The 16519-nt window shown below is 42.1% G+C and carries 8 protein-coding genes; all 8 read left to right on the top strand.

Features of this window, described 5'->3' with window-relative positions:
* The first annotated feature begins 84 nt into the window (after window positions 1-84).
* The 8 genes from DWZ38_RS01435 to DWZ38_RS23240 all read left to right on the top strand — a co-directional run bounded on the left by DWZ38_RS01435 (window position 85) and on the right by DWZ38_RS23240 (window position 16513).
* Window positions 85-2460 (top strand): VirB4-like conjugal transfer ATPase, CD1110 family, encoded by a 2376-nt coding sequence (locus DWZ38_RS01435; protein ID WP_077326136.1) that lies wholly within the window; start codon window positions 85-87, stop codon window positions 2458-2460.
* 657 nt (window positions 2461-3117) lie between these two features.
* A complete protein-coding gene (locus tag DWZ38_RS01430) occupies window positions 3118-4662 on the top strand; it encodes an ATP-binding cassette domain-containing protein (RefSeq protein WP_009247522.1) in 1545 nt (514 codons plus the stop codon).
* An 84-nt stretch (window positions 4663-4746) separates the two neighbouring features.
* Window positions 4747-5244: an aminoglycoside nucleotidyltransferase gene (locus DWZ38_RS01425; RefSeq protein ID WP_009247521.1), complete on the top strand. Its 498-nt coding sequence runs from the start codon at window positions 4747-4749 to the stop codon at window positions 5242-5244.
* A gap of 109 nt (window positions 5245-5353) precedes the next feature.
* A complete protein-coding gene (locus DWZ38_RS01420) occupies window positions 5354-7288 on the top strand; it encodes an NlpC/P60 family protein (protein WP_333491329.1) in 1935 nt (644 codons plus the stop codon).
* 50 nt (window positions 7289-7338) lie between these two features.
* Complete coding sequence (locus tag DWZ38_RS01415) at window positions 7339-8235, top strand: hypothetical protein (RefSeq protein ID WP_117568848.1); 897 nt, start codon at window positions 7339-7341, stop codon at window positions 8233-8235.
* 27 nt (window positions 8236-8262) lie between these two features.
* Window positions 8263-8481 (top strand): DpnD/PcfM family protein, encoded by a 219-nt coding sequence (locus DWZ38_RS01410; protein WP_015567852.1) that lies wholly within the window; start codon window positions 8263-8265, stop codon window positions 8479-8481.
* Window positions 8478-8846 carry a hypothetical protein gene (locus DWZ38_RS01405; RefSeq protein ID WP_106492169.1) on the top strand — a complete coding sequence of 123 codons (369 nt, stop codon included), beginning with the start codon at window positions 8478-8480 and terminating at the stop codon, window positions 8844-8846. The genes DWZ38_RS01410 and DWZ38_RS01405 overlap by 4 nt, the downstream gene beginning before the upstream one ends.
* Before the next feature lie 14 nt (window positions 8847-8860).
* Window positions 8861-16513 (top strand): helicase-related protein, encoded by a 7653-nt coding sequence (locus DWZ38_RS23240; RefSeq protein WP_117849509.1) that lies wholly within the window; start codon window positions 8861-8863, stop codon window positions 16511-16513.
* Window positions 16514-16519: the final 6 nt, after the last annotated feature.

Raw genomic sequence — 16519 nt, 5'->3', positions numbered from 1 at the left:
AGTATCTGACCGCAAGGTCGGGAACACAGCCCGCAGGGTGAAGTTCCCGGCGGGCTTTCATTATAAGAAAGCGAGGTTAGAGACATGGGTTTATTTACAGACGGATTTAAGTTATTAAAGAAGGCGAGTGAGCCTTTGTATAAGACACCTAAATCCATTCAGGAAACCATAGAGATTATGGCGGTGGCTGAAAACGGCATTTTTGAAGTGAGCAAAAATAAGTATTCCAAATGCTACCGCTTTCAGGACATCAATTACACGACAGCAACGGAGGATGAGCAGATCGGTATTTTCGAGAGGTATTGCAAGTTCCTAAATTCGCTGGACTGTAATTATAAGATTACGATCAACAATAAGAACAAAAACATGGATGAACTCCGTGACAAGGTTCTGATTGCTGAGAAAAACGATGGCTTCAATAATTATAGAAGAATCTACAATGACATCATTGAGGAGAAGATTATTGAGGGCAGACAGGGGATTGAGCAGGAGAGATACCTGACAATCACGATTGAGAGAAAGAACTTCGAGGAGGCAAAGGCACAGTTTGCTACCCTTGAGGCAACGATACACAAGGCTTTCATTGAGCTTGGGGCAGAGATTGTTCCGCTTAATGGCAATGAGAGACTGAAAGTGCTCTATGATTATTATCATCTTGGAGATGAGGGCAGCTTTGATTTTGATATCAAAAAGGCAAAGAAGGTCGGAGCAGATTTTAGAAATGATCTGTGCAATGGGATGGTGAAATATTTCCCGGACCATTTTGAGGATGAGAGTAAATTCTGCAAGGCACTTTTTATCAAAAAGTATCCGAGCAGTTTGTCAGACAGATTTATCAATGAGATTACTTCCCTTCCGGTTCATTCCATCACGAGCATTGATGTGGTGCCTGTTCCTAAGGATTTGACTACAAAGGTGCTTCAGAAGAAATACCTTGGTATTGAGTCGGATATCATTAAGCAGCAGAGAGTCCGTAATAAGAATAACGACTTTTCTACGGAAATTTCATATGCCAAGAGAACGGAGAAAAAGGAGATTGAGGAAATCATGGATGATGTTCGTGAGAATGACCAGTGCCTTTTCTTCGTGGGAGTTACTATTATTCTTATGGCAGAGAGCAAAAAAGAGCTTGATAGCGTCTGTGAGACAGTGGAGACTATCGGAAAGCGTAACAGCTGTACGATTGATACACACTACTTAAAGCAGAGGGAGGCACTCAACACAGCGCTTCCGATTGGTGTAAGACAGGTGGAGACAATGCGTACCCTTCTTACCCAGTCACTTGCGGTGCTTATGCCATTCAATGTGCAGGAATTAAATGACAGCACAGGGAACTATTATGGTATCAATCAGATCAGCAAGAATGTGAATATCGGTAACAGAAAGAAGCTGATAAACGGAAATGGCTTCGTTTTCGGAGTGCCGGGTTCCGGTAAATCCTTCTTCTGTAAGATGGAAATGGGCAGCGTATTCTTGTCGGGAGATGATGAGATAATCGTCATAGATCCAATGAACGAATACTTTGATATTGCTGAGACTTATGGTGGAACAGTGGTAAATATGTCCACTTACACGGATAACTATGTGAATCCGCTGGAGATGGATGTATGGAGCCTTGATCCGAATGATTCCAAGGGAATGGTAAGAGAAAAAGGCGAGTTTATGCTTGGTCTTTGTGAGCAGTGTATCGGAGACAGCTTAAATTCAAGACAGAAGTCAATCATTGACCGCTGCGTGAGAAAGCTGTATATCGACATTGCAAGAAGCAAAGAGAAGTATATCCCGGTGATGAGTGATTTTTACGATATCCTTATGGCGCAGCCGGAGGAGGAAGCAAAGGACATTGCACTGTCACTAGAGCTTTTCGTAAATGGTTCGCTTAACATCTTCAATCACCAGACAAATGTGGATGTGGATAACAGATTTACAGTATATGGCATCAGGGACTTGGGTACAGAACTTAGTCCTATCACAATGCTTGTTATGATGGAATCCATTCAGAACAGGATTGTTGAGAATGGCAAGAGAGGCAAGGCAACATGGCTCTATATTGATGAGTTCCATGTTCTGCTTAATTCCGAGTATTCTGCAAAATACTTGCAGCAGCTCTGGAAGAAGGTAAGAAAGCAGGGAGGTCTTTGTACCGGTATCACGCAGAATGTTGTCGATCTGTTGCAGAATTACACAGCAACCACAATGCTTGCAAACTCTGAGTTTGTGGCACTCTTGAAGCAGGCAAATACAGATAGTTCAAAGATGGCGGAGGTTATCGGGGTATCAGAGGCACAGCTTCGGTTCGTAACTAATACCGCCTCTGGAATGGGACTTATTAAGTGTGGTTCGGTAGTAATTCCCTTTGATAATCAGATCAGCAAGGATACGGATTTGTACAGGCTGTATAATACCAACATTCATGAGAAGATTGCGGAACAGAAGAAAAAAGAAGCAATGCTGCAGTGATAACAGATGAATTTTTATAGAATCTATAGTATAATCAAGAGGTCGGATGAATGTCCGACCTTGATGATAATAAATTAGATATTCCCTATTTTTAAGAAGAAAGCATATAAGATTCGATATGAAAAATAAATAAGGAAGCAGTTCTAAAATGTATCATTTGTACCGGAGAACATGTGGCTGGATTTTAAGATATGCTTATCGTACACTTTGACGAGAATATGTTGATTGGGGATGCAGCGGACCTGGATGCATTTATGGAAATGTATGGTGTGGAAGCAATTTCCAAGGAATATTTGTAATTATTAGGGAAAAGAAAATTTGAATTTGCACTTCCATAAGGTGAAATGTATTGACACAAAAAATACAGTATGATAGTATTGCCATTAGAAGAAAGAAAGGCACATTTTGTGTAAGGTGAGGAAATGATTAATAGATAATTTGATTTAAGTAAGACACATATAGTTATTGAGCCTGTAGAGAATAGGTTTGTTTTGTGTACGCTTAAGTTGGATTATCGCAAGAGGCATTTCCTTTGTTTTCCTTTTGGAAAAGAAATAAGGGTCTATTTAGCGAGTCTATTTTTGCGTATGCAAAAAAGACTCGTTTTTGTGTGTTCAAAATAATAATTGGCTCAGACTTCGAAAAGGAGAAACTTTAATGTTGCAGATAAAAAAATTAAATTTAACACATAAAAAAGACCTGAGAATAATTCTTAATGATTTCAACCTTGTGCTAAATGATGGAGATAAGGCAGTTATTATTGGAGAAGAGGGAAATGGGAAATCGACATTAATGAAGTGGATATACAATCCGTCGCTTGTAGAAAACTATATAGAAGCAGATGGGGAAAGGATAATGGGACACGAACGTCTTGGTTATCTTCCGCAGGAGATGCTCGATGAAGATAAGGAAAAAACAATATACGAATATTTTTCTGAAGAGGAAATATTCTGGGAGAAAACGCCTAAAGAATTGTCTGTTATTGCGGGAAAATTTGGAATGAAAAATGATTTTTTCTACAGTAACCAGACAATGGGTAGTCTTTCAGGAGGCGAAAAAGTCAAGACACAACTTATGAGGCTTTTCATTCGCGATGTTTCTGTGCTGTTGTTGGACGAACCTTCCAATGACATCGACATTGCGACGCTTACATTACTGGAAAAAATCATAAATGACTGGAAGCACATTGTGCTTTTTATTTCACACGATGAAACGCTGATAGAGCGTACTGCCAACATGGTGATACATATCGAGCAGATTATACGAAAAACAAAGGCGAGATATACCGTGGCAAAGCTTCCCTATAGACGCTATGTGGAAGAACGGCTTCATAAATTTGAAATCCAAAAACAGCGGGCACTGAGTGACCGTAGGGAGAAAAAGATTCGCGATGAAAAATATCAAAGAGTTATGCAGAGTGTACAAGGTGCATTAAGAAGTTGTACCAGACAAGCACCGTCTGTTGCCAAAAACTTAAAGGACAAAATGCATACGGTTAAGGCAATGGAACGAAGATTTGAAAAAGAAGATGAAAATATGACTCAGATGCCGGAACAGGAAGAAGCAATCTTTGTCAAATTAGGGGATGAAAACTCACACATTCCCGCAGGAAAAACGGTCATAGAATATGAACTTTCAAAGCTTGTGACTCCGGATGGCAAAAGAATTTTAGCAGAAGGAATTCATTTAAAAATAAAAGGTTCAGAAAAAATCTGTATGATAGGAGCCAACGGGGCAGGAAAAACGACTCTTCTAAAAAAGATAGCGGAAGAACTCCTAAATCGGAATGACATTAAAGCAGAATATATGCCTCAAACTTATGAAGACCTGCTGGATTTGGATGTTACACCGGTTGATTACCTTGATAAAACAGGAGATAAAGAAGAGCGTACAAGAATTAGAACATACCTTGGTTCACTTAAATACACACCAGATGAAATGGAGCATCCGATTCGGGAGTTATCAGGCGGACAAAAGGCGAAAGTGCTTCTCTTGAGGATGAGCTTAAGTGGTGCAAATGTTCTTATTCTGGATGAACCGACAAGAAATTTTTCACCATTGTCCGGTCCGGTAATAAGAAAAATGCTCCGAGAATTTCCGGGGGCTGTCATTAGCATTTCTCACGATAGAAAGTATATTGAAGAGGTGTGCGATAAAATATATCAGCTAAATCCTAATGGATTACAGCTAATTGGTGATTGATAACAAAAAGGATGAAAGACTGACAAATTTCAGGCTTTTAGTGAGTTGGAAAGCATACAAAGATTTGAATTTGGAGGATAGATTATGGTACGTACAGAAGATGCATGTGAAATTATAAAATATGCTTTGCAAAACGAAATTAAAGTATATTTAGATGGCGGATGGGGTGTTGATGCACTTCTTAAAAGAGAATCAAGAATACACAATGATATTGATTTGTTTGTTGAACTGAAACATTATCATGATTATATTTATGTGATTAAGCAGCATGGATTTGAGGAAGTAAATACTGATTATACAACGGATGGTCATACTGTCTGGAAAGATGATAAACAAAGAATCATTGATTTACATTGTTTTGAATTTACAGATGACGGAATTGTTTATGAGGGAGATATATTTCCATCAAAAACTTTTTCCGGTATTGGAAAAGTTGGAGATATAACTGTTTCTTGTATTGAACCATTGAGTCAGGTAATGCTTCATTTGGGATATGAACACGATAAAAATGATGTGCATGATGTGATGCTGTTGTGTGAAACATTTCAAATAGCAATACCAGATGAATATAAGGAAAAGTAAAATTTCAGTTTCATGTTGCTTTTAATAATTGAATATTGAATGATTTTACATAGCCGTTAAGGAGTAATTTTTGCTCCCTAGCGGCTTATTTTATTTTTCAAAGTAGGAGGTGAGAAAATTGAAAATTAGAAAGGTTGATGACAAACCGATGGTCATTCACACCAAGGAGAAAGCCAAGATTCATGCCCACGAACCGAAGGGAGCCAAGATTAAGGGGAGTAACATCTATACAGTAGAGAGAGGTCCTAAGACAGCTGGTGCAAAGGTAACTAATACGGATAGAAAGAAGTCATATCGCAAGAGTACCATTCATCAGTCAGAGTCGAAGAATAAAGGATTATCAAGATTTAAGCGAAACTATAGAGAATCTAACACTTCCATCAAGACCAAGAACACGAATCTTCACATTGCAGGAAGAACAGGTGCACTTGCAGCCGGGGCAGTAACGGAGCATGTGGAAGGTGGTCAGGAGGTATCGCAGGCAGCATATCTTGCATATGAAGCAAGCCGACCTGTTACCGGAACTGCTTCCAAGGGTGCAGCACTTTTCAGGAAAAAGGCGGCAGCCGAGGCAAAGAAGCGAATCAAGAAGGTAGATGCAGGAAAGAAGCTGGCAAAAAAGACAGCAAAGAAAGCTGCCAAAGATACTGCCAAAACCGTAGCTAAAGAGACGGCAAAAGAAACAGCCAAGACTACTGCCAAGGTTGCAGCGAAAACTGCTTCAAAGACAGCTGCTACAGCGGCAGGAACAGCGGTTGCACCGGGAGTTGGTACTGCAATTGGCATAGCAGCTGGATATGCAGCAGGTGTGTCCATAGAGGTCAAGGATGAAAAGATGACCAACCGGAGCAGGAAGATAAAATTCTTTCTGGATAAGATGAAAGCACAGGAGAATCAGACAGACAGCGTGGCAAAGCTGGTAAAGGATCTGATTGTGCGAAAAGCGATTACCTGGGTAAAGGCAGCGGCACCGATTGTCGGACTGGTGCTTTTATTACTTGTTCTTGTAGTTGCCATGATTGCGGTTCCGGTTATTGCGGCGATAGCAATCCTTTACAATTCTCCATTTGCTTTATTTCTGCCACCACTTGAATCAGGAGATACCGTGCAGACAGTAACGAGTGCTTATGTGCAGGAATTTAACCGGGATGTGAATACGAAAGTGAATGAGCATACCGGATATGACCTTGGAGAGCTTGTATATGTGGACTATGAAGGTATGGAAGAAAACCCAAGCAATTACTATGACATCATGGCTGTCTATATGGTCAAGCATGGTGTCGGAGATACTGCAACAGTCATGAATGATACTTCAAAAGGCTGGCTGCAGGCAGTTGTAAATGATATGTGTTCATACACCACAAGCACAGGAACAAAAGATGTGGAAGAAACAGATGCAGACGGTAATGTAACTACTGTCACGAAGTCGGTTCTGTATGTGAATGTCACACTAAAATCGTACAGGGATATGATTTCGGTCTATGGATTTAATTCTGATCAGGTGGAAATGCTTGAGCAGATCATGAGTCCTGAGTTTATGGGACAGCTTGGATATGCCGGAAGCGGAAGTGGAGGTGGAGGCGGCAGTCCGGGAGTAAGCTCCATGACTGAGGATGAAATCAATGCCATCCTAAACGAAATTACAGACAGCAGGCAGAAAACAGTCTGCTCCTATGCACTACACAGAGTTGGTTTTCCTTATAGTCAGGATTTAAGAGACAGCGGTAACTATTATGACTGCAGTTCCTTAGCCTATTATTCATGGAAAGATGCAGGCGTGGATATTAGTTATGGCGGTGCAACCACAGCGGCAGCGGAGGCACAGGGACTTGATGAAGCCGGAAAGACTGTCTCCTTTGATGAGTTACAGCCGGGAGACCTTATCTTTTACAGTTTTACAAGCAATGGAAGATATAAGAACATCAGCCATGTGGCAGTATATGTCGGAAATGGCAAGGTGGTAGAGGCACTTAATGAAAGTCTTGGTGTGGTCTACAGGGATGTGGCAAGCACAGGAAAGATTGTTGTGATAGGAAGACCATAACAGGAAATTTGCAGAGAGGGCATAGTCCCTCTCTGAGACTGGAGGTAAGAATGGATTTAAAAGATATGATACTGGTAACAGAAAACGACAGGGGAACAGAGACAAATATGCTGATGACTCTGGATGATTATAAGAGTTTTATAGCAATTGATGATATGTCAGAGCTTGCAGAAAATTTGTTGCAGCTTGGAAGGACACTTGGTGAAGCAGATAACTTCACAGAGTATTACAGGGCAGCAAATGTAACTGTATCTGCGAGATTCTGTCTGGATGATATTCAGCTCGGACATTTTCTTCAGGGATTTTATAACGATTCCAAAGAATTCCGGTTTGATAAAGAAGCCAGTTCTTCTGAATGTGTTGCAAAGCTTAAGGAGATTGGAATGACCGATAAGGGCTGGGTGGATGATTTTAACCTGCATTATGAAATGGAGAACCGCTCATTTGAAAGGGGACAGACATTTCATAACTTCAATGACCATGATTACATGGTGCTTGAAGCATTATCACCAAGGAATCTTGTGGTGATGGATATGAAGTCAGGTTCCCTTACAATCGCCCTTGGTGCGACAGAGTATAAGCGTTATCCGAAGGATGAGAAGCCTACAAAGGACAATACCACAATCGGGGTATCGTGGGAGCATGGCATTTATCTAGGTTCCACACTTTCAACTACAAATTTCAAGGCATACAAGAGGGAGTATGGCACACCGGAAAAGATAGAGGATATCTATGATTACAGGGCAAAGCTAAAGCAGAAGTTCTATTTTTATCAGGATATGTCAAAGGATGATGATGTACCAAAGAAGCTGCAGAATGACTTCCTTCACCAGATGTATGAGGATTTTGGAACGATTGAAGAGGACTGTTTTTACGACAGGCTGGAAGATGGAAAGTACGATGAAGGCTTTAAGGAAAGACAGGTAAAGGAAGAAAAGAGCCGGTGATGAGATTTTTACAGGAGGCGATATCATATGGAACAGGAATTTGATGTTGAGATAAAAGAAGTGCTTTCACGAGTACAGAAAGTAAAGGCAGAGTCGCTTGACGATGCCATCAATAAGGCAATGGATATGTATTATGCAGAGCAGATAGTCCTTGGAGCAGAGGACATGAAGGGAGTTGATTTTGCACCTATCAGCGAAAGTCAGCTCCCTTCTTCATTAAAAGAAAACGGAGGAAGAGCAAGATGAAAAGTGATTCAACAACAGTAATTAAGAACATGGAGTTTTTAGTAAAGGAACTTCATAAGGAGTGGGACAGATCGGGTGCTTCTAAGGCATCCGTTATTATTTCCCTTGAGGAAGTAGATGGTATCAATGATAAGTTAAAAGAGATTATCTATCAGACACAGAAGTCAGTCGATGAGGATGAGCTGACCTTTAAACAGAGCATTGCAAAGTCCAAGGAGTGCTATGTGCTTCTTCGTGTGGTGCGTAAGATTGCAAAGGAAAAGGATAAATGCGAAAAACAGGCAATCGACAATGAATTTGCAATCGAGCTGGATAAGGATGAGTTAAAGCTCTTTAAGGGATTGTTTGCAGAGATGTTTAAGTAGAGGAGGACAAAGGTATGGGCGTTGATATGAAGGTCAAAGCGATATACGATTCTGAAATTGGTAACATCACCAGAACAGATAAGAACTGGAAAGATGTTTTAAAGGTTGCAGGTCAGTTGTACCGCTATGAATTTGACAATATCGTTATGGTAACAGCTCAGAGATCTCCGGAGAGAAGCACACTTATGGCAGATTATGATACCTGGAAAAAGGTGGGAAGATATGTAAAGCGTGGTGCGAAAGGCTGTGCCATTTTCCCGTCAAGGGCACTGAATCCCCGTATGAGATATATCTTTGATATCAGTGATACCGGAGGGAAGAATGTTAAGCTGACATGGGACCTTGAGGGAGAAAATCTTAAGGATTATGTGGATTTTCTTGTGTCAGAAGGTCAGATTGAGCAGTACGATAACAGCGACAGGGAGTCTCTAAAAAATATATTAAAACAGTTTACAGGAACAGATGTTTGGCTTATAATAAAAGAAGAGTTCGGAGACCGAATGACCGAACTTATGCAGCTATCAGGTAGTGTGATAAAGGAAGAAAGTAAGAAACGCAATGGCTTACAGCAGGAAATGGACATGGAGCAGCTTGTATATGCAAGTGTCATGTATGCTGTAGGGACGAGATGCGGATTTGACTTATCTGTGCAAGAACAGGATTTTAGTCAGATCGTAAATATCAAAGACGAAGAGATCATTTACCGTCTTGGTTCCATTGTATGCGATGTCTCCTGTAGTGTTCTTAGAGAATTTAGTCGTAACTTAAAGGCAATCGAGAGCGAAAGGAGAATTGGATATGTTAGAAGAAATGACTTACAAGGAAGTGGACGGACTGCTTTATCCGCAGATAGAGATGCCGGACGAGACGGAGGATCTCACGAAGCTGGGCAAATACGGAAGGATGGCGATGAACTATCTAAAGGAGAACGAGCCGGCAAGATACAAGACGCTGATGAGATTCGGGAAGATGTACGAGAAGATGTCAGCGGTAGAGGAGGAAGCGAACCAGCTGTACGACCAGCTGGAGATGCAGTATCTGGCGAAGCACAAGCCACAGAATCCGTCATCGACAATGGAGATGTGGAAGATAAGAGAGCAGGCGAAGATGCAGGCAGAGGAAGTGGTACTGAATCAGATAGTGATGCGATTCCACTAGAATCAGATGATACAGAACTGAATAGGGAACTTGATGAAATCAATTCATTGGGTGTTAGTAAGGAAGCCGAATATACACAGGCTTCCTTTTTTTTCGACCAGAATGGGCAGGCAAGCATTGGCACTATTCATACTGAGGACGAAAACAATAATCAGTTTATGCGTCAGTTCGAGCAGGACAGAAAAGCTGCATTAGCAGGTAAATACAATTACCTGAATCCCAAAAAGTCTGCAACAGTACCAAGTGAGTATATCAAACAGGTGCTTATGAGAGGTACAGGTTTTATCGGTGGCAAGGGCAGGGTATGCAAGATTTTTGAAACTGAGATTGATGCAGGAACCAGGGCAAAGCGTATCAAAGCAGAATATGGTCAGGGAGGTGCAGGCTGGCCGGTTGACGGACTGGGACTGCACGGATATGACACATTTCATGGGAATGGACTGCGTTTTCAGTGGCGAGATGAGGATGGAGAGGTTGAAGGATATGTTTCGTGGAAAGATATCGAAAAAGAGCTTGGTGTCCTTATTCTTACAGGGGAATACCAGCCTGAGACACCTCGTATTGATGAGCTTGCGATGGACGGACTCCGTGAGGATGATGAGGTCATTGATGCCGAATACCGGGAAGTGGAACCGGAGGAGGCAGAATCAGAGATTGATGATTATGCAATACCGGATGAGCCGGAGAGCTATGCTTCTAACAGAGATTATGTAAGTGCAAAAGGCATGACACCACAGGAAACTGCCGATGAAGACCGCATGGTAACACAGGCAGAATATGGTGCAGAGATAGAAGCTGAAACAACTGAAAAAGATCCATCAGAGCTTCAGTATATTACACCGATTGATTATGCCAAGCGTATTGCAGAGCTTGATGAAGACCTGCGTGATGCGGCGGAGATTCTTGTAACAGATTGCAGCTGCTACACTCCGTTTAGGGCATTCCTTATGGATGTGGTGCAGTCTGATTTTGCATTTATGCCCAATAAACTTGACCTTATCAGGGATATTGCATTAGGGACAGATAATGCAGAAAGAAAGGCATATTCCAACAATAAGTATGGTCTTGTGGAGTACTCAATCAGAAGTGGATATGTGAAGATCAGCTATAAGAACAGGAATGGTGTGCGTAAGGAAGGTGCTCTCGACTGGCGTGAGTTATATGAGATTTTATCCTATATGGTAAAACAGCCATTTTACTGCGGAGAAGACCAGAAAAAGTATTATCAAGAGATAAAGCAGAAGGCTGACAGGGATAAGATGAATCCGGTCTATAAGAGATTCTTTGACATCGAGGATAGTGTAAAAGCTAATCGTCTTGAAACCAGGGAAAGAGCAATAGCGAATGGATGGGAAACCAAGATTGATGAGAATGGACATGTAGTTTCAGATGATGTGGTATCAGTATCTGTGGATGATATTCAGGCTGATACAGAATCACAGGAAACTGTAGATTTTACACCAAAGCAGGAACCAGTACAGCAAGTAGAAAGTCTTGAAAATGAGAAGAATGTTGCCGGGCAGACGAAGCACAACTTCCATTACAATCTCTGGGAAATGGAAAAAGGCGGTGCCAAGACCAGATATCAGTGGAATATGGATGCAATTCGTACTTTAAAGCAGATTGAATCAGAAAACAGGCTTGCAACACCGGAGGAACAGAAAACCTTGTCGAAGTTTGTCGGATGGGGCGGACTGTCACAGGCATTTGACGAGGAAAACGCAGGCTGGAGCAAAGAGTACAAAGAACTCAAAGAGATGTTATCGGATGAAGAGTATGCTGCAGCTAGGGCAACAGTAAACAATGCCTTTTATACTTCACCGGAGATTGCCATGTGCATGAACTCGGCACTTGTCCAGTTTGGTTTCAGAGGCGGCAATGTATTAGAACCATCTATGGGTATCGGTAACTTCTTTGGGAGTATGCCGGCACCTATGCAGAGAAGTAAGCTGTATGGGGTGGAGCTTGACAGCATTTCGGGAAGAATTGCAAAGCAGCTTTATCAGAATGCCAATATCAGTATCACAGGATTTGAGAATACCACATATCCGGATAACTTCTTTGATGTAGTTGTCGGAAATGTGCCATTTGGTGATTATAAGGTTTTTGATCCGAAGTACAACAAGTATAACTTCCGTATCCACGATTATTTTCTGGCAAAAGCACTTGATCAGGTAAGACCGGGAGGCATGGTTGCGGTGATTACCACAAAGGGAACACTTGATAAGGCAAATCCTACTATCCGAAAGTATCTGGCTGAAAGAGCAGAGCTTGTGGGAGCGATAAGACTTCCGAATACTGCATTTAAAGATAATGCAGGAACCGAAGTGACAGCAGATATCCTGTTTTTGCAGAAAAGGGAGAGAAAGATTGATATTGAGCCGGACTGGGTACACCTTGGTGTAACTGAGAATGGCATTGCAGTCAACTCTTATTTTGCAGAGCATCCGGAAATGATGCTTGGATCTATGGAATATGACACAAGGATTTACGGACAGGACAGCAGATACACAGTCTGCGTGAATGATGATGAGAACTTCAATATTTATGAAGCATTAAACAAAGCTATCGGTAATATCAAAGCCCAGATGACAGATTTTGAGAGAGTGGCAGATGAGGCGGAGCAGACGGAGGAAGTTATCCCGGCTGATCCGGATGTGAGAAACTACACTTACACATTTTTTGAAGGAAAACTCTATTACAGGGAAAATTCCGAGATGGTAAGAAAAGAAGTATCACAGACTGCCGAGGAGCGAATCAGAAGCCTTGATGAAATCAGACAGATAACAAGAGATCTGATTGATATCCAGATGGATGGCTGCAGCGAGGAGGAGCTTTCTGATAAGCAGAGACTTCTTAATGTAAAATATGATGCCTTCGTAAAGCAGTATGGAGCCATTACTTCAAAAGCAAACAGAATAGCTTTCAGAGATGACAGCGATTACCCACTTCTTTGCAGTCTTGAAGAAGTAAATGAAGACGGGGAGGTGAAAAAAGCGGATATGTTTTATAAGCAGACGATTAAGGCAAAGACTGTCATAGACAGGGTTGAGACTGCTGTGGAAGCATTGAATGTATCCGTCAATGAATTTGGATATGTAAATCTTGCCTATATGCTCTCTATCTATGAGCCGGATATTACTAATGTAAAGGAAGAACTTGCAGAAAAGTCCGGGCAGACAGCTGATGAGATAACATTTAGTGATGATGCTTTGGCAGAGCTTAGAAGGGCAGTTCTTGTGGAAGAGCTGGATGGATTGATTTTCCTAAATCCCGACCGCTACAACGAGAACAATCCCGACATCGGCTGGGAGACGGCAGACGAGTATCTTTCCGGCAATGTGAGAGACAAGCTTCGTGTAGCAAAGGCTATGGCAGCGGATACAGGCAATCCGCAGGCAGAAAAATTTGCAGGCAATGTGGCAGCACTTGAAAAGGTACAGCCGGAGTGGATTGAAGCCTCGGATATTGATGTAAAGATTGGCACGACATGGATTGAGCCGCTTGATTATGAGCAGTTTATCTATGAGCTTCTCAATACACCAAGACGGGCAAGGGCAGTCAGAAGCCAGTTTTACAATACAGGCATTCAGGTACACTTAAATAAGATGAGCATGGAATGGTTCATCGAGAATAAAAGCATGGATAAGCATTCAGTGGCGGCTACTAAGACCTATGGTACAAGCCGCATGGATGCTTATTCTATTTTTGAGGATACGCTGAATCTAAAGACAGTAACAGTCAGGGACAGGATTGATGACGGTGATGGCAGGTATCATTACGAAGTCAATAAGAATGAGACAATGCTTGCAAGGGAAAAGCAGAACATGATCAAGGAGAAGTTCAAGGAGTGGCTGTTTGCAGAGCCGGAGCGAAGACAGAAATATGTGGAGTATTACAACGAGACATTTAATAACATCCGCCTGCGTGAGTATGACGGAAGTCACTTACAGTTTCCGGGAATGAATCCGGCGATTGAGTTAAAGCCACACCAGAAAAATGCGGTGGCAAGAATTCTTCTTGGGGGAAATACTCTGCTGGCACACTGTGTCGGTGCCGGAAAGTCATTTGAGATGATGGCTGCCTGCATGGAGCAGAAGAGACTTGGACTTGCCAATAAGACAATCATGGTTGTACCAAAGCCGCTTATCGGTCAGACGGCATCAGAGTTTTTAAGGCTTTATCCGTCAGCAAATATCTTAGTTGCCACGGAGCGTGATTTTGAAAAAAGCCGCAGAAAGCAGTTCGTATCAAGGATTGCAACTGGTGACTATGACTGTATCATCATGTCGCACTCGCAGTTTGAGAAAATTCCAATCTCAGCAGAGAGAAAGGAAAGAATGCTCAATGAGCAGATTGATGAGATCAGCTATGCGATTGATGAGATGAAGGAGCGTAACGGAGAGAGATGGACTGTAAAACAGATGGAAAGCCAGAAGAAAAAGCTGGAGGAACAGCTGAAATCTCTATCTGATGAGAGCAGAAAGGATGACCTTATAACCTTTGAGGAGCTGGGTGTGGACTCTATCATGGTGGACGAGGCACACAATTTTAAGAACCTTGCGATTTTTTCCAAGATGAATAATGTGTCAGGTATCAGCAGTAGCGGAGCTAAGAAGTCAACGGATATGCAGCTTAAATGCCAGTATTTGTCTGAGATAAATGATGGCAGGGGTATTGTGTTTGCAACAGGTACACCAATATCCAATACCATGTGTGAGATGTATGTCATGCAGCTTTACTTACAGAAAGCGGCACTTGAAGAGATGGGGATTTATCACTTTGATTCTTGGGCAGCAAACTTTGGTGAAGTGACAACAGCACTTGAGCTTACTGTAGAGGGAAGCGGATTTCGTTTTAAGAGCAGATTTAATAAGTTTACGAATCTGCCGGAGCTTATGAATATCTTCCGTGAGGTAGCAGATGTGCAGACCGCAGACATGCTTGACCTTGATGTGCCAGCTCTCCGTGGCGGCAAGCCTATTATAGTGGAGTCGGAGCCTGACTGGTATGTGAAGCAGGTCATGGAAGACTTTGTTGTGAGGGCAGAGCGTATCAGAGGCGGTGGAGTTGATCCAAGCGTGGATAACTTTCTAAAGATTACCCATGAGGCAAGACTTCTTGGAACGGATGCCAGACTGATTGATAAGGATGCGCCGAACAATCCGGATGGAAAACTCAATAAGGTAGCGGAGAATGTATGGAAAGAATATGAGAAAGGAAATGCTGATGGTCATATAGGCTGCCAGCTTATTTTTTCGGACATCGGCACACCGGGACCAGATAAGGACTTTACCATCTACGATTATCTGAAAGAAACACTGATCCAGTATGGTATTCCGGCAGATGAGATAGCTTTTATTCATGATGCCAAGACGGATGCACAAAGGGACGCACTTTTTAAGGAGATGAGGACAGGTAAAAAGAAGGTTCTTATCGGTTCAACGGACAAGTGTGGAACAGGTGTCAATGTGCAGACACACCTTGTTGCAATGCATCATGTGGATTGCCCTTGGAAGCCTTCTTCTATTGAACAGAGGGAAGGACGAGGCATACGACAGGGTAATGAAAATGAAGAGGTGGCAATCTACAGATATGTCACCAAAGGGACATTTGATGCATACAACTGGTCGCTTGTTGAAAATAAGCAGCGATTCATCAGTCAGGTCATGACAAGCAAGGCTGTAAGCCGAAGCTGTGAGGATATCGACGAGGCAACACTTTCCTATGCAGAGATTAAAGCGGTTGCCACAGGCAATCCTTTAATCAAGGAAAAGATGGAGATTGACAATGATGTCCAGAGATTAAAGCTCTTAAAGGCATCCTATGACAATCAGAGATATGGCTTGCAGGATAACTTTATGATTAAGTATCCGAAGCTGATTAAGACAGCAACAGAAAAGCTTGCCAATGTAAGAGAGGATGTAAAGGCAAGGGATAAAGAGCTGATTGATAATCCGGAATTTGCCATTACCATAGGCAAAGTAACTTACACAGAGCGTGTGGATGGCGGAACGATGATGCTTGAAGCAATCAGTAAATGTAAGACCGGAGAGACAACTGTAATCGGTAAATTCCACGGATTTGAGCTGCTTGTGGAAAAGAACTTCCTTGGCATCAATTATATGGTGCTTCGTGGAAAGACAGAGTATAAAGCAGAGCTTTCCACAAGTCCTGTCGGCAGCATGGTGAAGCTGGAAAACCTGTTCAATGGACTCCATGAGAACATTGATTTCTTTGAAAAGAAGATTGAGCAGTACCAGAATGACCTTGAAGCATCAAAGGCAGAGTATGACAAGCCATTTGCGTACAGCAAGGAACTGGAAGAAAAGCTGGCTAGGCAGTGTAAACTGAATGCCCAGCTTGACCTTGAGAACGCAAAGGCTGTGGATGCAGACCTGAGCGGACCGGAGGAAGAAAGAGAAGATGATGACAGAATGGAATCTGCAGCAATTGTAGCAGAGGATAAAGGTGCTTATCCAGCCGACAGAGAGGGCAGAACACGATAGGAGAGT

This window comes from Ruminococcus sp. AF31-8BH (assembly GCF_003460605.1).
Classification (GTDB): domain Bacteria; phylum Bacillota; class Clostridia; order Lachnospirales; family Lachnospiraceae; genus Blautia_A; species Blautia_A acetigignens.
The sequence above is the reverse complement of the archived record's forward strand: the minus strand, read 5'-3'. Positions and strand labels throughout refer to the sequence as shown.